The organism is Spirillospora albida (genome assembly GCF_000718255.1).
Taxonomy (GTDB): Bacteria; Actinomycetota; Actinomycetes; order Streptosporangiales; family Streptosporangiaceae; genus Spirillospora; species Spirillospora albida.
Genome location: NZ_JOFJ01000005.1, coordinates 263,767 through 280,977 on the forward strand (window position 1 = coordinate 263,767; position 17,211 = coordinate 280,977).

17 protein-coding genes and 2 tRNA genes are annotated in these 17,211 nt (G+C 73.9%); 10 read left to right on the top strand and 9 right to left on the bottom strand.

Annotated elements, in window-relative coordinates:
* Positions 1 to 46: 46 nt before the first annotated feature.
* Both IE99_RS0109185 and IE99_RS0109190 read right to left on the bottom strand, forming a co-directional pair.
* Positions 47 to 1,405 carry a protein kinase domain-containing protein gene (locus IE99_RS0109185; protein ID WP_051712309.1) on the bottom strand — a complete coding sequence of 453 codons (1,359 nt, stop codon included), beginning with the start codon at positions 1,403 to 1,405 and terminating at the stop codon, positions 47 to 49.
* A gap of 18 nt (positions 1,406 to 1,423) precedes the next feature.
* A complete protein-coding gene (locus IE99_RS0109190) occupies positions 1,424 to 2,056 on the bottom strand; it encodes a GntR family transcriptional regulator (protein ID WP_030166681.1) in 633 nt (210 codons plus the stop codon).
* Between the two features lie 137 nt (positions 2,057 to 2,193).
* Here IE99_RS0109190 and pdhA point away from each other — a divergent pair, with 137 nt between their 5' ends.
* The 5 genes from pdhA to IE99_RS0109215 are packed head-to-tail and all read left to right on the top strand — an operon-like array spanning position 2,194 to position 7,412.
* Positions 2,194 to 3,369, top strand: coding sequence for a pyruvate dehydrogenase (acetyl-transferring) E1 component subunit alpha (pdhA, locus tag IE99_RS0109195; protein WP_084219408.1), 1,176 nt, complete (start codon positions 2,194 to 2,196; stop codon positions 3,367 to 3,369).
* A 10-nt stretch (positions 3,370 to 3,379) separates the two neighbouring features.
* Positions 3,380 to 4,393: an alpha-ketoacid dehydrogenase subunit beta gene (locus tag IE99_RS0109200; RefSeq protein ID WP_030166685.1), complete on the top strand. Its 1,014-nt coding sequence runs from the start codon at positions 3,380 to 3,382 to the stop codon at positions 4,391 to 4,393.
* On the top strand, positions 4,390 to 5,601 hold the full coding sequence (locus IE99_RS0109205) for a dihydrolipoamide acetyltransferase family protein (protein ID WP_030166688.1): 1,212 nt from the start codon (positions 4,390 to 4,392) through the stop codon (positions 5,599 to 5,601). The genes IE99_RS0109200 and IE99_RS0109205 overlap by 4 nt, the downstream gene beginning before the upstream one ends.
* Positions 5,602 to 5,655: 54 nt before the next feature.
* Positions 5,656 to 6,300 (top strand): nicotinamide riboside transporter PnuC, encoded by a 645-nt coding sequence (gene pnuC / locus IE99_RS0109210; RefSeq protein WP_030166691.1) that lies wholly within the window; start codon positions 5,656 to 5,658, stop codon positions 6,298 to 6,300.
* Entirely contained in the window at positions 6,297 to 7,412 is a 1,116-nt protein-coding gene (locus IE99_RS0109215; RefSeq protein ID WP_030166694.1) for an AAA family ATPase, read from the top strand. The genes pnuC and IE99_RS0109215 overlap by 4 nt, the downstream gene beginning before the upstream one ends.
* Positions 7,413 to 7,467: 55 nt before the next feature.
* Here IE99_RS0109215 and IE99_RS0109220 read toward each other — a convergent pair whose 3' ends face one another.
* The 6 genes from IE99_RS0109220 to IE99_RS0109240 all read right to left on the bottom strand — a co-directional run bounded on the left by IE99_RS0109220 (position 7,468) and on the right by IE99_RS0109240 (position 9,534).
* Positions 7,468 to 7,755: a hypothetical protein gene (locus tag IE99_RS0109220; RefSeq protein WP_030166697.1), complete on the bottom strand. Its 288-nt coding sequence runs from the start codon at positions 7,753 to 7,755 to the stop codon at positions 7,468 to 7,470.
* Positions 7,752 to 8,033 carry a hypothetical protein gene (locus tag IE99_RS0109225; RefSeq protein ID WP_030166700.1) on the bottom strand — a complete coding sequence of 94 codons (282 nt, stop codon included), beginning with the start codon at positions 8,031 to 8,033 and terminating at the stop codon, positions 7,752 to 7,754. Before IE99_RS0109225 ends, IE99_RS0109220 begins: the two co-directional genes overlap by 4 nt.
* A gap of 98 nt (positions 8,034 to 8,131) precedes the next feature.
* Positions 8,132 to 8,205: transfer RNA gene (locus tag IE99_RS31785), tRNA-His, on the bottom strand.
* Between the two features lies 1 nt (position 8,206).
* Positions 8,207 to 8,279, bottom strand: a tRNA-Arg gene (locus tag IE99_RS0109230).
* Positions 8,280 to 8,335: 56 nt separating this feature from the next.
* On the bottom strand, positions 8,336 to 8,587 hold the full coding sequence (locus IE99_RS0109235; protein ID WP_030166703.1) for a sigma factor-like helix-turn-helix DNA-binding protein: 252 nt from the start codon (positions 8,585 to 8,587) through the stop codon (positions 8,336 to 8,338).
* 104 nt (positions 8,588 to 8,691) lie between these two features.
* Entirely contained in the window at positions 8,692 to 9,534 is an 843-nt protein-coding gene (locus IE99_RS0109240; protein ID WP_030166705.1) for a helix-turn-helix domain-containing protein, read from the bottom strand.
* 121 nt (positions 9,535 to 9,655) lie between these two features.
* Between IE99_RS0109240 and IE99_RS0109245 the strand changes: the two genes are divergently transcribed.
* Complete coding sequence (locus IE99_RS0109245) at positions 9,656 to 10,225, top strand: NADPH-dependent FMN reductase (RefSeq protein ID WP_030166717.1); 570 nt, start codon at positions 9,656 to 9,658, stop codon at positions 10,223 to 10,225.
* A 16-nt stretch (positions 10,226 to 10,241) separates the two neighbouring features.
* Here IE99_RS0109245 and IE99_RS0109250 read toward each other — a convergent pair whose 3' ends face one another.
* Complete coding sequence (locus IE99_RS0109250) at positions 10,242 to 11,072, bottom strand: MBL fold metallo-hydrolase (RefSeq protein WP_030166720.1); 831 nt, start codon at positions 11,070 to 11,072, stop codon at positions 10,242 to 10,244.
* A 244-nt stretch (positions 11,073 to 11,316) separates the two neighbouring features.
* Between IE99_RS0109250 and IE99_RS0109255 the strand changes: the two genes are divergently transcribed.
* The 4 genes from IE99_RS0109255 (at position 11,317) to IE99_RS0109270 (ending at position 17,127) form a co-directional block, all read left to right on the top strand.
* Positions 11,317 to 12,924 (top strand): AMP-binding protein, encoded by a 1,608-nt coding sequence (locus IE99_RS0109255; protein ID WP_245623126.1) that lies wholly within the window; start codon positions 11,317 to 11,319, stop codon positions 12,922 to 12,924.
* A gap of 330 nt (positions 12,925 to 13,254) precedes the next feature.
* A complete protein-coding gene (locus IE99_RS0109260) occupies positions 13,255 to 15,879 on the top strand; it encodes a PQQ-dependent sugar dehydrogenase (protein ID WP_157610164.1) in 2,625 nt (874 codons plus the stop codon).
* A gap of 41 nt (positions 15,880 to 15,920) precedes the next feature.
* Positions 15,921 to 16,793, top strand: a complete 873-nt coding sequence (locus tag IE99_RS0109265) for a phosphotransferase family protein (RefSeq protein WP_030166729.1) — start codon at positions 15,921 to 15,923, stop codon at positions 16,791 to 16,793.
* A 67-nt stretch (positions 16,794 to 16,860) separates the two neighbouring features.
* Positions 16,861 to 17,127, top strand: coding sequence for a TFIIB-type zinc ribbon-containing protein (locus IE99_RS0109270; RefSeq protein WP_084219393.1), 267 nt, complete (start codon positions 16,861 to 16,863; stop codon positions 17,125 to 17,127).
* Positions 17,128 to 17,211 lie beyond the last annotated feature (84 nt).

The following is a 17,211-nucleotide window of genomic DNA, read 5'->3' on the forward strand; positions in this document are numbered from 1 at the left end:
CCGGAAAAGTGGTCCCGGGCAGTCTATGGGAGCGCTCCCACGAGCGTCAGCCCCGGACGCACCGCCCGCCGTTGAGGGTGAATCCGGACGGCTCCCCGTCGCCGCCGTCCCGGCTGCCGAGAAACCCGAACTCGACCGTGCCGCCCGGCGCGATCGACCGGTTGTAGGGGGCCGCCGTCACCGTCACGGCCGGCCCCTGCTGCTCTTGGCCGCCGTTCCAGATCTGCGTGACGCGCTGGCCGTCCGGGAACGCGAACGCCAGCCGCCACCCGTCGACCGGCGCGTCCCCGAGGTTCGTGATGCGGACCGTCGCCTGGAACCCGTTCGGCCAGCTGCCGTCGAGCGTGTACGTGACCGAGCAGCGGGTGCGCGCCCCGGTCGGCGACGCCGTCGGCGATGGAGTGGCCGGTTTCGCGGACGGGGTCTCCGGCGGGGCGGCGGCCGGACGCTCCCCCTCCGAGGACAGCGCCGCCGGCAGGAGTCCCACCAGGGTCACCGCGCCGACGGCCGCGCCCACGACCATGAGCGGCCTCTTCGGGGAGGGGCGCGGCGCGGGCTCGTCCAGGACCCGCGTCGGGTTCGGCTCCGGTTCGGGCGCGGGGGCCGCCGGCGGCGGCGCGGTCGGCAGCGGCGCGAGGTCGATCCCGGCGGCGTCCGCCAGGACGCGGGCCGTCTCGGCGGCCTCCGGACGCGCGTCCGGGCTGGTCGCCAGGGCGCTGCGCAGCAGCCGACCGATGCCGTCCGGAAGCTCGTGCAGACCGCCGAACTCGGCGGAGGGCGGGCCGCCGAGCAGCGCCTGCCGCAGGATGACGCCGAGCGCGTACACGTCGGCGGCCGGCGTCGGCTCCGCGCCCGCCCGCAGCTCGGGCGCCACGTACGCGGGCGTGCCGATGACTCGGCCGGAGCCCGGTGACGTGCCGGTGAACGCGATCCCGAAGTCGAGGACCTTCACGCCGACCGGCGTCAGGAACACGTTCTCGGGCTTGACGTCGCGGTGCACGACCCCGGCGGCGTGCGCGGCCGCGAGGGCGTCCGCGATGCGGGCGCAGACCCCGGCCGCCTCCTGGAGCGGCAGCGGCCCGCGCGCGAGGCGGGCCGCGAGGGTCTCGCCGTCCAGCAGCTCCATCACCACGTACGGGATGCGCGCGCCGTGCAGGTCCGACTCGCCGAAGTCGTGCACGCCGGTGATGCTCGGATGGCCGAGCCCGGCGGCGGCCCGCGCCTCGCGCAGCAGCCGCGCGGTGAGCTCCTCAGGCCAGTCCGAGCGCGGCACCTTCACCGCGACCGCCCGGTTCAGGACGAGGTCGCGGGCGCGCCAGACCTCGGCCATCCCCCCGGAGCCGAGGGGGGAGTCGATGCGGTAGCGGTTCCCGAGCAGGTCGCCGGGCGCGGGCATGGCGGGCATGCACGCAGGATACGGGCGTCAGGGGGCGTAGTTCATGACATGGTCGTGCAGCATCCGGGGGGCGTCCGGGTCGCGGCGGCGGAACGCCTCGATGAGCTCGGCGTGCTCGGCCGACTTGGAGTAGATCTCGGTGTTGTGGAGGCGGAGCGACAGCGTCGTCCACAACTCGATGTCCAGGCCCTCCCAGACGGAGACCAGCAGCCGGTTCCCGGCCGACGCGACGATCTCGCGGTGGAAGGCGATGCTCAGCCGCGTCTGCTCGTGCCGGTCGTCGTGCCGGGCGGCCTCCGCGAGCCGCCGGTTGTGCTCGGTGAGGGCGTCCAGCCGCTGCTCGATGCGCGGGAGGGCCAGCTCGGCGGCGGTGCGCTCCAGCCCGGCCCGGACGGGGAAGATCTCCGCGAGGTCCTCCTCGGTGAACTTGCGGACGCGGGCGCCCCGGTTCGGCAGCGTCTCGATGAGCCGCTGCGCCTCCAGCTGGCGGAGCGCCTCGCGCACCGGCCCCTGGCTGACGCCGAGCTCGGTGGCGATGCGGCGCTCGACGATGCGCTCGCCCGGCTCCCAGCGGCCCGCGCTGATCCCCTCCACCAGGAACTCGCGGATCTGCTCGGCGAGCCCGGTGCGCACGAGCTGGGCGGTGCTGGGCGTGGTCACGGCATCCCATGGTAGATGCGGCGCTCTTGTAAGTGACCGGGGACCTGAATATGATTTGATCGATCATTGATCAATGATGATCGGTGGGTGTCGTGGCGATCCTACGGCGCCCGCCCGGAAACAGGAAGGTCGCCGAGATGGCCGAGACCCCCACCCGGTCCGCCGCCCGGTCCGCAGGCGAGGCCGCACCGGCCCGCGCCCGCAGGTCGCGCGGGCCGCGCACGCCGCGTCCCGGACCCGGGCTCCCGCAGCCGCCCGACACCGCCGGGGCGGAGGCGCCCGACACCGCCGTCCCCGCGGCGCCCGACACCGCCGGGACGCTCGTCGGCTTCTACCGGCAGATGCTGCTCGTCCGGCGGTTCGAGGAGCGCGCGGCCCGCGCCTACACCGAGGCGAAGATCGGCGGGTACTGCCACCTCAACCTCGGCGAGGAGGCGACCGTCGTCGGGCTGATGGCGGCGCTGCGCCCCACCGACTACCTGTTCACCAACTACCGCGAGCACGGCTACGCGCTCGCCAAGGGCATCGGCGCCGACCGCGTCATGGCGGAGCTGTACGGCCGCTCGACCGGCGTGTCCAAGGGCTGGGGCGGGTCGATGCACCTGTTCGACGCCGAGGCCCGGCTGCTCGGCGGGTACGGCATCGTCGGCGGCCAGGTCCCGCTCGCCGCGGGCGCCGCCCTCGCCGTCTCCTACAAGGGCGGCGACGACGTCGTCATGTGCCAGATGGGTGACGGGACGACCGCCATCGGCGGCTTCCACGAGGCGCTGAACATCGCCGCCCTCTGGGACCTGCCCGCCGTCTTCGTCGTCGTGAACAACGGCCTCGGCATGGGCACCGCCGTGGAGAGGTCCGCCGCCGAGCCCGAGCTGTGGAAGCGCGGCGCCGCGTACCGGATGGCGAGCGCCCGCGTGGACGGCACCGACGTCGTCGCCGTCCGGGACGCCGCCCGCCTCGCCGTCGAGCGGGCCCGCAGCGAGAGCCGGCCGTACCTGCTGGAGGCCGTCAGCCCCCGCCTCAAGGGCCACTCCGTCGTCGACCCCGCGCGGTACCGGTCGAAGGAGGAGAAGGACGCCCTCAAGGACGCCGACCCCGTCGCGCGGACGGCGCGGCGGCTGGCCGACGCCGGGATCCTGTCCCCCGAGGACCGCGACCGGATCGACGCCGAGGTCACCGCCGAGGTCGAGGCCGCCGCCGCGTTCGCCGACGCCAGCCCGCAGCCGGACGTCTCCACGCTGTTCGACTACACCTACGCCACCCCGGTCGCGGGCGAGCAGCGCCGGCTGCCCGCCGACCCCGTGTTCCGGTCCTGAGGAGCGTCCGTTGGCAACCGTCACCTACCGCCAGGCACTCCGGGACACGCTGCGCGCCGAGATGCTGCGCGATGAGAACGTCCTGCTCATGGGCGAGGAGATCGGCCTCTTCGAGGGCTCCTACAAGATCACCGAGGGGCTGCTGAAGGAGTTCGGGCCGCGCCGCGTCCGCGACACCCCGATCGCCGAGGAGGGCTTCGTCGGAGCCGCCATCGGCGCCGCCATGCTCGGCCTCCGCCCGGTCGTCGAGATCATGACGATCAACTTCTCGCTGCTCGCGCTCGACCAGATCGTCAACCACGCCGCGAAGATCTACGGGATGTTCGGCGGGCAGGCCAGCGTCCCGCTGGTCATCCGCACGCCGGGCGGCGGCGGGCAGCAGCTCGGCGCCACCCACTCGCAGAACGTCGAGCTGTTCTACGCGTTCATCCCCGGCCTGAAGGTCGTCGCGCCGAGCACGCCGGCCGAGGCGTCCGCGATGCTGAAGGCCGCGATCCGGGACGACGACCCCGTCCTGTTCCTGGAGAACCTCGCGCTCTACAACACCAAGGGCGAGCTGCCGGACGCGATCGACGCCGTCGAACCGGCCGAGATCGGCCGCGCGGCCGTCACCCGGCCCGGCACCGACATCACGATCATCGGCTACTCGCGGATGGCGCGGGTCGCCGCCGAGGTCGCCGACACACTCGCCGCCGAGGGGATCTCCGCCGAGGTCGTCGACCTGCGCAGCCTGCGTCCGCTCGACCGGGAGACGATCGTCGCGTCCGTGCGCAGGACCGGCTGCGCGGTCGTCGCCGAGGACGACTGGCTGACCTACGGCATCGGCGCCGAGATCGCCGCGACCGTCCAGGAGGGCGCCTTCGACTGGCTGGACGCGCCCGTCCGCCGCGTCGCGATGGCCGAGGTGCCCCTCCCCTACGCGAAGTCCCTGGAGACGGCGGCGCTGCCGTCCGCCGGCTCCCTGCTCACCGCCGTCCGCGCCACCCTCGCCGCGACCGGCCGCGCCCTGGAGCCCGCTTCATGACCGAGATCCTCATGCCCCGCCTCTCCGACACGATGGAGGAGGGCGTCGTCAGCTCCTGGCAGAAGAGGCCCGGCGACGAGGTCAGGGCCGGCGACGTCCTGTGCGACATCGAGACGGACAAGGCCGTCATGGAGTACGAGGCGTACGAGGACGGCGTCCTCGACAGGATCCTGGTGGCGGAGGGCGAGACGGCGGCGATCGGCGCCCCCATCGCGGTCATCGCCCCGGCGGGCGGCGTCCCCGCACCCGATCCGGCTCCGGCCCCCGCGCGGGCACCCGTACCCGAACCCGAATCCGAGCCGGAGTCCGCGCCCCTGGCGGTGCGGCGTCCGGACGGTGCGCGTCCGCCCTCGTCCCCGCTGGCCCGGCGCCTCGCCCGCGACCACGGGGTGGACCTCGCCGCGCTGACCGGCTCAGGTCCGGGCGGGCGGATCGTCCGCGCCGACATCGAGGCCGCGATCCGCGCCGAGGCGTCCGCCGTCCCCGCCGCGCCCGAGCCCGTCCGGACCCGGGCGCAGGACGATCCGGACGTCGAGGCCGTCCCGCTGAACCGGTTCCGCAAGGTCGCCGCGCGGCGGCTCACCGAGAGCAAGCGGGACGCGCCGCACTTCTACCTGAACCGGGAGGTGGACGCGGGCGCGCTGGCGGCGTTCCGCGCCACGCTCAACGAGGTCCTCGCCCCCGCACGGGTCAGCGTGAACGACCTGGTCGTGAAGGCGGTCGCGACGGCGCTGCGCGAGCACCCGGAGGTGAACGTCTCCTACACCGAGGACGCGCTGCTGTTCCACGGGCGCGTGCACGTCGGCGTCGCGGTCGCCGTCCCGGACGGCCTGGTCGTCCCCGTCGTCCGGGACGCGGACCGCAAGAGCGTGTCGCGGATCGGCGCGGAGACCCGCGAGCTGGCGGTCAGGGCCCGCGAGGGGAGGCTGGGCGCGCAGGACATGTCGGGCGGGACGTTCAGCGTGAGCAACCTCGGCATGTTCGGGGTCGGCTCGTTCTCGGCGGTCATCAACCCGCCGGAGGCGGCGATCCTCGCGGTCGGCGCCGTCCGCGACGAGCCGGTGGTGCGGGACGGCCGGGTCGTCCCGGGCAAGCGGATGGCGGTGACCCTGTCGGTCGACCACCGCGCCTGCGACGGCGCCACCGCCGCGAAGTTCCTCGCCCGCCTCGCGGAACTCCTGGAGAACCCGCTGCTCATCGTCGCGTGAAGGAGGGCGGGCTTCGACTTGTCGTCTGACTGACGATATGTGATCCTTGCTGGCATGTCGGTAGATATCCCGCTCGGTCCGCTCATGGAGCCCGCCTTCCACCTCGGCGGCGTCCCCACCACCTGGGCCGAACTCCTCGGCTTCGCCACGGGCGCCGTGAACGTTTGGCTCGTCGTCCGGCAGAACATCCTCAACTGGCCCATCGGCATCGCGAACGTGATCCTGCTCGGGCTCGTCTTCCTGGACAGCGGGCTCTACGCCGACTCCGGGCTCCAGGTCGTCTACATCGGCCTGCAGTGCTACGGCTGGTGGGTGTGGCTCTACGGCGGGGACGGCCGCGACACCCTGCCCGTCCGGCGCACCACGTCCCGCGAATGGGGCGCGCTCGTCGCGGCGGGCGTGGCGGGGACCGCCTTCCTGACCTGGATGCTGTCGGTCTGGACCGACTCCACCGTCCCCTTCTGGGACGCCCTCACCACATGCCTCTCGCTCATGGCGGTCTACGGCCAGTCGAAGAAGCTCGTCGAGTCGTGGTGGATCTGGATCACCGCCGACCTCGTCTACATCCCGCTGTACTTCTCCAAGGACCTCAAGCTGACGAGCGCGCTCTACATCGTCTTCCTGACCCTCTGCGTCCTCGGCCTGTCCGCGTGGCGCAAGGACCTGCGGACGCGCGCCGCCGCCGAAGCCGCGGCATGACCCGGTACGCGCACGGCCTCGTCGTCGGGAAGTTCTACCCGCCGCACGCCGGCCACCACCACCTCATCGACAGCGCCGCGGCGGTGTGCGACCGCGTCACCGTCGTGGCCGCCGCGTCCAGCGTGGAGAGCATCCCCCTCGCGCTGCGGACGGCCTGGCTGCGCGAGGTCCACCGGCAGCCGAACGTCGAGATCGTGCCCGTCGTGGACGACGCGGAGATCGACTACGACTCGGGTGAGGCGTGGTCGGCGCACGTCGCCGCGTTCCGCGCCGGGCTCGCGCTCCGCTCCGGCCTCGGCGTGTCCGTCCCGCCGGTGGACGCGGTGTTCAGCTCGGAGGCGTACGGCGCGGAGCTCGCCGCCCGGTTCTCCGCCGCGCACGTGCCCGTCGACCCGCCGCGCGCCCGGTTCCCGGTCAGCGGCACCGCCGTCCGCGACGACCCGGCCGGCGCCTGGGAGTGGCTCGCGCCGCCCGTCCGAGGGCACCTCGCCCGCCGCGTCGTGGTCGTCGGCGCCGAGTCGACCGGGACGACGACGCTCGCGCGCGCCCTCGCCGCGCACTTCGCCGGGCGCGGCGGCGTCTGGGCGCCGACCCGCTGGGTGCCGGAGTACGGCCGCACCTACACCGAGGAGAAGCTCGCCGCCGCGCGCCGCGCCGCCGCCGACCCGGACCTGTGGCTGGACGACCTGACCTGGGAGTCCCCCGAGTTCACGCTGATCGCCGAGCGGCACGCGGCGCTCGAGGAGGCCGCCGCCCGCTCCGGTTCGCCCCTGCTGGTCTGCGACACCGACGCGTTCGCGACCGCGCTGTGGCACGAGCGGTACCTCGGCTCCCCCGCCCCCGAGGTGGAGGCCGTCCACGCCCGCACCCCGCACCATCTGTGGATTCTGACCTCACCCGACGGCGTCCCGTTCGAACAGGACGGCTGGCGCGACGGCGAGGCCATCCGCACGTGGATGTCCTCCCGCTTCCAGGAGGAACTGGAGGAGCGCGGCCTGCCGCACATCACCGTGACCGGCCCCCACGAGCGGCGCCTCGCCGCGGCCGTCGCCGCGACCGAGGACCTCCTCGCGAAGGGCTGGGCGTTCGCCGCGCCGCTCACCCCTCCATGACCGCGCCGCCCGACGGCCCCTCGCCGCCCGAGGCGACGCACATCCCCGACCCGGCTCAGCCCGCCCAGGTGAGCGAGACGATGCGGAACTCGCGGATGTCCGCCATCACCAGGTACTCGGCGATCGCGGGGAGGCCGTGCAGGGCGTAGGAGTAGTGGACCCCCACATCGTCCAGCGGGGCGCCCGGGGGCGGGAGGCCCACGGCGATCGCGCCCCCGCCGATCTCCGCCAGGGCGCACAGCCTCTCGACGAGCTCGTCGTGCACGGGCTCGGGCAGGGACGTGAGCACGTCCGACACGCTCTCGGTGCAGAAGACCGTCCAGCCGCGCTCGAATCCGCTCACCCGGAGGAGCGACGCCGCAGGGTCTCGGCGAGCGGCACGCGGTCGCGCCCGGCCATCGCGTCGGCGAGCCGGCGCGCGTGGTCCGGATCGCGCTCCAGGGTCGCCTGCGCCCACCACGCGGTGATCACGTCGTCGAGCTCGGGCCCCTGCCGGGCCGTCATGACCTGCTCGAGAAAGAGCCTGCGCAGATCGTCGGGCAGCGCCTCGCTGATCGCCCCGATCGTCCGCGGCACCTCGGGAGGCTCACAGCCGAACGGTTCGACGGCCTGTGCGCTCATGTCCCTCCCGACGGTCCGGTGCGGTCATCGCTCTCGCGTCCACCGAGACCATACTCGCCCCCACCGACACGATGGGCCCGGCGAACACGCCGGAGTCAGGGCGATCGTCCGGGATCGAACCGGAACCTCCGGGGCCACAGCCCGGCGTGCGGACCTCCACACCGCGAACGCCGTGTCTTCGGCAGGATTCGAACCTGCGACCTCCTGGTCCGCAACCAGGCGCGCTCTCCCCTGCGCCACGAAGACCCGCACCACCCAAGGTGCCGGACGGGACGACCTCGGGCAACGGGTTTTCCGGCCGCTCAGCGGACGGGGCGCGGCGCGTCCAGGACGCTGCGCAGCTCGCGGAGCGCCTCGTAGACGCGGAGCTTGACCACGTCGACCGGCACCCCGAGGGTGGCGGCGGCCTCGTTGACGGAGCGGTCGCGCAGGACGGTCTCGGTGAGGATCTCGCGGTGCGCGGGCCGCAGCGACCGGAAGGCCCGCGCGACCGCCGGCGGGCGCTCCCGCCGGCCCGGCGCGGCGGGGAGGAACGAACCGGTGTTCTTGCTCATTCGCAGTTCCACGCCACGAACTTCGCATCCCGGGGCACGTCTGGCTGCCCGTTTATACCTCGCTTAAGGCGGCGTTGAGCAAGCGCGCAGGGCGGCCCGCACCGTCAGCCCGGCACGGCCCGCAGCCGGACGGGTTCGCGCCGGTCGAGGGCCTCGGCGGTCGCCTCGTCGCCCGGCAGGTAGACGATCAGCTGCTGGTCGTCGGCGACCGGGAGTTCCAGCGTCTCGTAGACGAGCCGCAGCTCGCCCAGGGACGGATGGACGAACCGCTCGGCCCCATTGCGGTTCGGGAGCCGCGGCGGCCCGCCGGCGCGGCGGCCGAACGGGGCGCCCGCGGTGATGGTCAGCTCGTCGACGAGGTCGCGCAGGTGCGGGTCGTCGGAGGCGAAGCCCGCGCGGAGGGCGGCGACGCGCTCGTCGGCGACGTGCTCCCAGTCGGGGTAGGCGGTCCTGGCGCGCTCGTCGGTGAAGTGGAAGCGGGTGAGGTTGGGCGGCGCGCCGTCCAGGAGCCCGACGGGGCGGGCGAGGCGGTCGTAGCCGCCCGTCCAGGCGAGGATGTCGCCGAGCCGGTTGACCAGGAGAGCGGGCGCGGGTTCCAGGCGGGCCACCAGCGCCCGGACGGACGGCCGCACCGCGACGGTCGGGGGCACCCCCGCGCAGCACGCGCCGAGACCCCGGCCCTTGGCGAGGATGCGCAGGTGGACGCGGGCGTCGGCGGGCAGCAGCAGCGCGTCCGACAGGGCCCCGAGCACCTCGGCGGACGGGTGCCGGTCGCGGCCCTGCTCCAGCCGGGTGAGGTACTCCACGCTGATCCCGGCCAGGGTCGCGAGCTCGGACCGGCGCAGGCCCGGCGTCCGGCGGCGGCCCCCGGACGGCAGGCCGACCTCGGCGGGGGTGACGGCCTCGCGTCGCGCGCGCAGGAACGCGCCCAGCTCTCTGTCGCTCACGGTCGGAATCTACCCGCGGCCGCGCTCGGGAGGGTGGCCCTGTCAGGGCCTGTATAACGGCGGCCTCCCTGCGGCGCCCGCGGCGCGCGAGGTTGGAGGCACCGCAACGAAGGAGACCACCATGGCGCTCAGACTCGAGATCATCATCGGCAGTGTCCGGGACGGCCGGCACGGGCCGCGCTACGCGGACTGGATCGCCGCCCACGTCCGGCGGCAGGGGGCGTTCGAGGCCGGTGTCGTCGACCTCGCCGACGTTCCGCTGCCGGCGTCCGTCGCGCCGTTCGGGGACCGCCCCGAGCCGCTGGCCGCGCTCGCCCGGCGGCTGGACGCGGCGGACGCGTTCATCGTGGTCACGCCCGAGTTCAACCACAGCTACCCGGCGGCGCTGAAGCACTTCGTCGACTGGCACTACGAGGAGTGGCGCGCGAAGCCGGTCGGGTTCGTGTCGTACGGCGGGGTGAGCGGGGGCCTGCGGGCCGTCGAGCATCTCCGGCTGGTGTTCGCGGAGCTGCACGCTGTCGCGATCCGCGACGGGGTGTCCTTCGACAACCACTTCGAGCGGTTCGACGCCGACGGGAACCTCACCCGCACCGAGGGCGCGGACACGGCGGCGAAGACGCTGCTGGACCGGCTCGACTGGTGGGCGTCCGTCCTGCGCGACGCCCGGCGGACGCGCCCGTACGCGGCGTAGCCGACGGACGCGCCGTCTAAGGCACCTCGACGCGCGAGCGCGCGGGGCGCCGCAGCGAGATCGTGGCGCCCCGCGCGACGAACCGCAGGCGGTCGGCGAGACCGCGGCGGCGCGCCTCGCGCTCGAAGTCGGTGAGCGGCGACTTCATCACCGTGTAGTCGTCGTAGTGGATCGGGACGGCGGTGGCGCACCCCACCGTGTCGAGCCACTCGGCGCCCTGCCGGCCGTCCATGGTGACGGTGAGGAGGCCGAGGAGGCGGGTCCCGCCGAGGTGGACGATCCCGGCGTCGATGCCGGGGAAGCGGCGCGGGATCTCGGCGAGGCCGTCGTACATGACGGTGTCGCCGCTGATGTAGACGCGCAGGACGGGATCGCCCTGGCGGGGGCCGAACTCCAGCAGCGAGCCCATGACGGGCGGCAGCAGCGCCCCGAACGGCCCGGGGGCGTGCCGCGCCGGCAGCGCGGTCACGGTGATCTTGTGGTCGCCCTTGAGGATCGGCTGCGCGTCCCAGGTGGGCAGCCCCTCCGCCCACCGGAAGCCGCGCCGGGACAGGGCGCGCGCCGCGGCATCGGTGGTGAGGATCGGGAGGCGGCGGTCGAGGTGCCCTTCGGCGACGGGGTCCCAGTGGTCGCCGTGGAGGTGCGACAGGACGACGGCGTCCAGCTCGGGCAGCTCCTCGACGGGGATCGCGGGGTCCTTCAGGCGCCTGCTGGACAGGCCGTGGCCGAGGTAGGCGCGCTGCCCCCGGCGCAGGAAGTTCGGGTCGGTGAGCAGGGTCATCCCGCCGTACCGGATGATCGTGGTCGCGTTGCCCACGAACGTCAGTGTGGCCGCGTCGTCCGCCATGTCGTCCCCCCGGTGGTGCTTCCGGCCGCCCCCTTACCCTGCGGCGGGCTCACCATGCAGGATGAGCGGATGATGTGGATGGCTCCGGAAGCGGCGCGACGGGCCGGCCGCCCGGCAGGCGCGCGCGAACGTCCGATAAGTGGTTGAATCTGCGACCATGTGGCCCTCGTCACGACGCTCCTTACCGTGGCGGCGGTGGTACCAGCCCGGCGTTCCCTTCGAGCCGGAGATCCCCGGCATCCCGGTGACACGGCTCCTCGACGACGCCGCCGCGCGCCACCCGCGGCGGACCGCGCTCCTCTTCTTCGGGCGCCGGACGTCCTACCGGCGGCTGCGGAGGGCCGCGAACCGGGTCGCGGCCGGTCTGCACCGGCTCGGCGTCCAGCCGGGCGACCGGGTCGCGCTGATCCTGCCGAACTGCCCCCAGCTGGCTGCCGCGTTCTTCGGGGTGCTGCGGCGGGGCGCGATCGCGGTCCCGCACAACCCCCTCGCCACGGAGGCGGAGCTGCTGCACCAGCTCACCGACTGCGGCGCCCGCGTCGCGGTGGTGCTGGACCGCTCGTACGCGGCGGTCCGCGCCGTCCGGGACGCGACGGCGCTGGAGCACGTCATCGTCACGTCGCTGACGGGGCACCTGCCGCTGTGGCGGCGGTTCGTGCTGCGGCTGCCGCTGGTGCAGAGCCAGCGGAGCCGCGCCAGGATCACCGCGGACGTGCCGCCCGACCCGGGCGTCATCCGGTGGCGGGACCTCGGGCGCGGGTCGCGGGGCCGCGCGCGGTACCCGGCCGTGGACCCGCGCCGCGACATCGCGGTGATCGCGTACACGGGTTCGGCGGAGGGCGGCGCGAAGGGCGCGATGCTGACCCACCGCAACCTCGTCGCGAACGCCGCCCAGCAGCACGCCTGGGACACCGGGGCGCGGCCGGGACGGGACGTGACGCTCGCCGTGCTGCCGCTGTTCCACTCGTTCGGGCTGACGAGCTCCCTGGTCGCGCCGGTGATGAACGCGGGCGCGGTGGTGCTGCTGCCGCGCTTCGACGGCGCCCGGGTGGTGCGGGCGCTGCGCCGGCACCGCCCGGCGATCTTCCCGGGGGTGCCGCCGCTGTACGAGCAGGTGATCGCGAGCCCCCGGTTCCGGGCGTCCGACCTGCGGTCGGTCCGGGTGTTCATCAGCGGTGCGATGCCGCTGCCCGCCGCGACGATCGAACGGCTGGACGCTCTCGGCGCGCGCGGGCTGATCCAGTGCTACGGGCTGACGGAGGCGTCGCCGGCCGTCACCGCGAACCCGATCGGCGCGCCCCGGCACCCGACCGTGGGCGTGCCGCTGCCCGGCACGGACGCCGTGATCGTGGACGCGGAGCGGCCGACGCGCGTGCTGCCGGCCGGCGCGGCGGGCGAGCTGGTGGTGCGGGGGCCGCAGGTGTTCGCGGGCTACTGGAACGCCCCGCTGGCGACCGCGCAGGTGCTGTCGAAGGGCTGGCTGCGCACCGGTGACATCGCGGTCATGGACGGGGACGGGTTCGTCACCATCCTCGGCCGGCGCCGCGACATGATCAAGGTGAGCGGGTTCAGCGTGCGCCCGACCGAGGTGGAGAACGTGCTGCGCCGCCACCCCGCCGTACTGGACTGCGCCGTGGTCGGAATGCCGGACGACCGGCGCGGCGAGCGCGTCGTGGCGCACGTCGTCGAGCATCCCGCCTACCCGTTCTCCGCGGACGAGCTGCGCCGCCATTGCGAGCGCTATCTATCGCATTACAAGGTTCCCGAAGAATTTCGACAAAGGACGGAATTGCCCCGAAATGCACTGGGGAAGATCGTCCGGCGGCGGCTGCGGGACGATACGTCCGCCTAGCGAGCGGCACCGAGGAGGCGGGACGGTGCCGGGGAGAGCGCTCTCCACCGAGGTGAGCGGGGTCGGCGCCGGCGGTGGACGGCGCCCGCCCGGGTGAGTGCGGCGTCGCCCGAGGGGCTCCGCCGGTTTACCCGGGACCGAAGATGGAGCCGCGGGTGGCCGATTGCGGCCGGAATTGGCGTTCGGTATCCACACCGTCCTCGAAATGGTTCATCGTTCGCTTTGAGAGCGCGGGTTTCGCGGCCCGCGCCGGGGGACGGGGAGGATTCCGTGGCCATCGGTGCACTGTTCGGCCGAGACCGTCGTTGGGGGACATTTCTGGCGGGAGCCGTGGCGCTCCTGCTCACCGCGGCGCTCGTCGCGGTGCTCGGGCCGGGCCGGACGGCCCGCGCGGCGGCGCTGCCCGCCAATTTCCAGATGGAGACCGTGTTCTCCGGACTGAACATGCCGACAAATGTGGAATTCTCCCCCGATGGACGGGTGTTCGTCGCGGAGAAGAGCGGAATCGTCAAGGTCTTCGATTCGCTCTCCGACACGTCCGCGACCGTTTACGCGGATCTTCGCCCCCAGGTGTTCAACGGCTGGGACCGCGGCCTGCTGGGAATGGCGCTGCATCCGGATTTCCCGGCCGACCCGCGGGTGTACGTGCTCTACACCTACAACGGGCAGATGGGCGGCGGGTACCCGCGCTGGCCGTCCTCCGACGGCACCAACGAGCAGTGCCCCACCCCGCCCGGCGCCAACGACTCCGGCTGCGTCGTCGCCGGCCGCGTCTCCGTGCTGTCCCCGGCCGTCCAGGCCCAGGTGGCGCAGGCGGCCGCGCCGAGCGAGCAGGTCCTCATCGAGGACTGGTGCCAGCAGTTCTCCAGCCACTCCATCGGCACCCTCGCCTTCGGCGAGGACGGGCAGCTCTACGTGGGCGGCGGCGACGGCGCGGGCTTCCAGTACGCCGACTACGGCCAGAAGGACAACGCCTGCGGCGACCCGCCGAGGCCCGCCGGGACGCCGCTGACCGCCCCGTCCGCCGAAGGGGGCGCGCTGCGCTCGCAGGACATGCGGACGCCCGCCGACCCCACCACCCTCGACGGCGCGATCATCCGGGTGAACCCGGACACCGGCGCCGCCTCGGCCGGCAACCCGGTCACGACGGGCGACGCGAACGCGCGCCGCGTCATCGCCTACGGGCTCCGCAACCCGTACCGGTTCACGATCCGCCCCGGCACGAACGAGATCTGGGCCGGTGACGTCGGGTACAACTCGTGGGAGGAGATCAACCGCGTCACCGAGCCGTTCACGGCGCCCCGCAACTTCGGGTGGCCCTGCTACGAGGGGACGGGCCGCACCGCCGGCTACGACGGCGCCGACCTCGCGCTCTGCGAGAACCTGTACGCGGCGGGCGCGGGCGCGGTCGTCCCGCCGTACTTCACGTACAAGCACGACGCGGCGGTGGTGCCGGGCGAGAGCTGCACGGCGGGCAGCTCGTCCAGCAGCGGCACGGCGTTCTACGCGGGGAACCTGTACCCGTCGCAGTACCGGGGCGCGCTGTTCTTCGCCGACTACTCCCGCAAGTGCGTGTGGGCGATGAAGCCCGGCACGAACGGCCTGCCCGACAAGACGAAGATCGAGACGTTCTCCGCCGGGCAGGGCGGCATGGTCGAGCTCCAGGCGGGCCCGAACGGCGACCTGTTCGGGGTCGACATCCTCGGCGACCGGATCGTCCGGTTCGTCTACCACGGCGTGAACAACCCGCCGGTCGCCGCGTTCACCCCGGACGTGACGAGCGGCCCCGCTCCCCTCACCGTGCAGTTCGACGGGACGACCTCCAGCGACGCCGACGGCGACGTCCCGCTCACCTACGCGTGGGACCTCGACGGCGACGGGGCGTTCGACGACTCGGCCGCCGCGCGGCCGAGCCACACCTACACGGCCGCCGGCCGGTACACGGTCGGGCTGCGGGTCACGGACACGCGCGGCGCCGCCGACACCGCCACGACGACGATCACGGCGGGCTCGACCCCGCCGGTCGCGACGATCACCTCGCCCGCCGCGGGCACGACCTGGAAGGTCGGCGACCGCATCGCGTTCACCGGCACGGGCACGGACGGGGAGGACGGCGCCCTGAGCGGCGACGCCCTCAAATGGCAGACGATCATGCATCACTGCCCGAGCAACTGCCACACCCACACGATCACCGGGCACAGCGGCGCCGGCGGCGAGTTCGCCGCGCCCGACCACGAGCACCCGTCCTGGATCGAGCTGCGGCTGACCGTCACCGACTCCGACGGGCTCACCGACACCAAGAGCGTGGAGCTGCACCCGAAGACGTCGAACGTCACGCTCGCGTCGAACCCGGCGGGCATCCCGCTGACACTGCTGGAGCACCGGCAGGCCGCGCCGTTCACCGGCACGGTGATCACCGGCTCGACGGTGTCGATCTCCGCGCCGACGCAGACGCAGTACGTCGCCGGCAGACTGTACGAGTTCACCGGCTGGTCGGACGGCGGAACCGCCGCCCACAACATCACGGTGAACGGCGACGTCACCCTCACGGCGAACTACCGGCTGAAGACCAACCTGGCGCTGAAGAGGCCGGTGAAGGTCTCCAGTTACCAGCAGGCGGGCACGGAGGGGCCGAAGGCGGTCGACGGGAGCCTCACGACCCGCTGGAGCAGCAAGGCGAGCAGTCCGCAGTGGATCGAGATCGACCTCGGCTCGAGCCGGCAGGTCGGGTACGTGCTCCTGCGGTGGGAGGCCGCGTTCGGCAAGGCGTACCGGATCCAGACGTCCACGGGCGGCGGCGTGTGGACGACGGTCCACACCCGGACGAACGGCGACGGCGGCATCGACGTCGCGCCCTTCACCCCGCGCCAGGCGCGCTGGGTCCGCGTGTACGGGACCGAGCGCGGGACGCAGTGGGGCTACTCGCTCTGGGAGTTCGAGATCTACGACAGGTGACCGGCGGCGGCCGCATGCCGGCCGGGTGGTTGACTGGGCCGGTGCAGACCGTCCCCCAGCTGTTCGGCCGGCTCGCGGAGATCGGACGCGGATCGGCCGGCGCCCCCGCCGAGCCGGAGACGCTCTACGACCGGCACGGCGTCCTGGTCGTCCGTGTCGGCGACGTCGTGGTGAAGGCCCACCAGCCGGACCGCGAGTACGGCGCGGCGCTCGCCGCCCGGATCCGGCTGGCCGCGGGCCTGCCGCATCTGCTGCTCGCCCCGTCCGGTCCCCCGCTCGACGTGGACGGGCGCACGGTCACCGTCACCCCCTACGGCGACCCGGTGGACCCGGCGGCGGACCTGCCGTGGGAGGAGGGGGGCCGCCTGCTGGCGGAGCTGCACGCGTGCCCCGTCCCGCCGGACGCGCCGCCGTGGGGTCGCCCAGGACGCGTCGCGCGCCTCGTGGCGCGGCTGGGCGGCGGCGCCGCCGAGACCGAGATCCGGCGCGCGTTCGCGACCCTGCCGCCCTGGATCCGGGGCGAGGCCGAGGAGCCGCCCGGCCCCCGCCGCGTCATCCACGGCGACTGGCATCTCGGCCAGATGGTCCGGACCGCGGACGGCTGGCGGCTGCTCGACATCGAGGACCTCGGCGCGGGCGACCCGGCCTGGGACCTCGCCCGCCCGGCCGCCCTCCACCTCGGGGGCGTCCTGCACGCCGGCGAGTGGTCCCGCTTCGCGGGCGCCTACACCGCGGCGGGCGGCCCCATCGGCCGCGACCTCTGGGGGGCGCTCGACGTCCCGGCGCGAAGTCTGGCGATCCAGATCGCCGCCACCTGCGTCATATCCGCGAGGGGGGAGGATCGGCCACTGGACGGACCGGAGCAGGCGATGATCGACACCTGTAGCAGAATCTCCCGGACCGGAGCCGCATGACGCGGCGGCGGAACCTGCCCTACATTTAGCCCTACCTGGGGATCCATACCGGAAGGACGACAAGGCGATGCACTGCCCTAAGTGTCGTGGCGTGATGCGGACCTACACCCGCAGCGGCGTCCACATCGAGCAATGTGACAGCTGCCGGGGCATCTTCCTGGACTACGGCGAGCTCGAGGCCCTGGGCCAGATGGAGTCCCAGTACCGGGCGGCTCCCCCGCCCCCGGCCGCCGCTCCCTCGTGGGGCGCGCCGGCCGCGCAGGTGCACCATCACCACCACGGCGCGCACCGCCCGCACCACGGCGGCGTCTTCCACATGCTCTTCTCGACCTGATCCACGCCGCGGCCCGCCCCCTCGAGGAGGCGGGCCGCGCCGCTTCACGCCCGCGCCGCTTCACGCCCGCGCCGCTTCACGCCC

What these genes read in the sequence shown, in the direction of transcription:
- IE99_RS0109185 (WP_051712309.1), bottom strand. Translation starts at nt 1,405, where the DNA reads ATGCCCGCCATGCCCGCGCCCGGCGACCTGCTCGGGAACCGCTACCGC.
- pdhA (WP_084219408.1), top strand. Translation starts at nt 2,194, where the DNA reads ATGGCCGAGACCCCCACCCGGTCCGCCGCCCGGTCCGCAGGCGAGGCC.
- IE99_RS0109205 (WP_030166688.1), top strand. Translation starts at nt 4,390, where the DNA reads ATGACCGAGATCCTCATGCCCCGCCTCTCCGACACGATGGAGGAGGGC.
- pnuC (WP_030166691.1), top strand. Translation starts at nt 5,656, where the DNA reads ATGTCGGTAGATATCCCGCTCGGTCCGCTCATGGAGCCCGCCTTCCAC.
- IE99_RS0109215 (WP_030166694.1), top strand. Translation starts at nt 6,297, where the DNA reads ATGACCCGGTACGCGCACGGCCTCGTCGTCGGGAAGTTCTACCCGCCG.
- IE99_RS0109225 (WP_030166700.1), bottom strand. Translation starts at nt 8,033, where the DNA reads ATGAGCGCACAGGCCGTCGAACCGTTCGGCTGTGAGCCTCCCGAGGTG.
- IE99_RS0109235 (WP_030166703.1), bottom strand. Translation starts at nt 8,587, where the DNA reads ATGAGCAAGAACACCGGTTCGTTCCTCCCCGCCGCGCCGGGCCGGCGG.
- IE99_RS0109245 (WP_030166717.1), top strand. Translation starts at nt 9,656, where the DNA reads ATGGCGCTCAGACTCGAGATCATCATCGGCAGTGTCCGGGACGGCCGG.
- IE99_RS0109250 (WP_030166720.1), bottom strand. Translation starts at nt 11,072, where the DNA reads ATGGCGGACGACGCGGCCACACTGACGTTCGTGGGCAACGCGACCACG.
- IE99_RS0109270 (WP_084219393.1), top strand. Translation starts at nt 16,861, where the DNA reads ATGCACTGCCCTAAGTGTCGTGGCGTGATGCGGACCTACACCCGCAGC.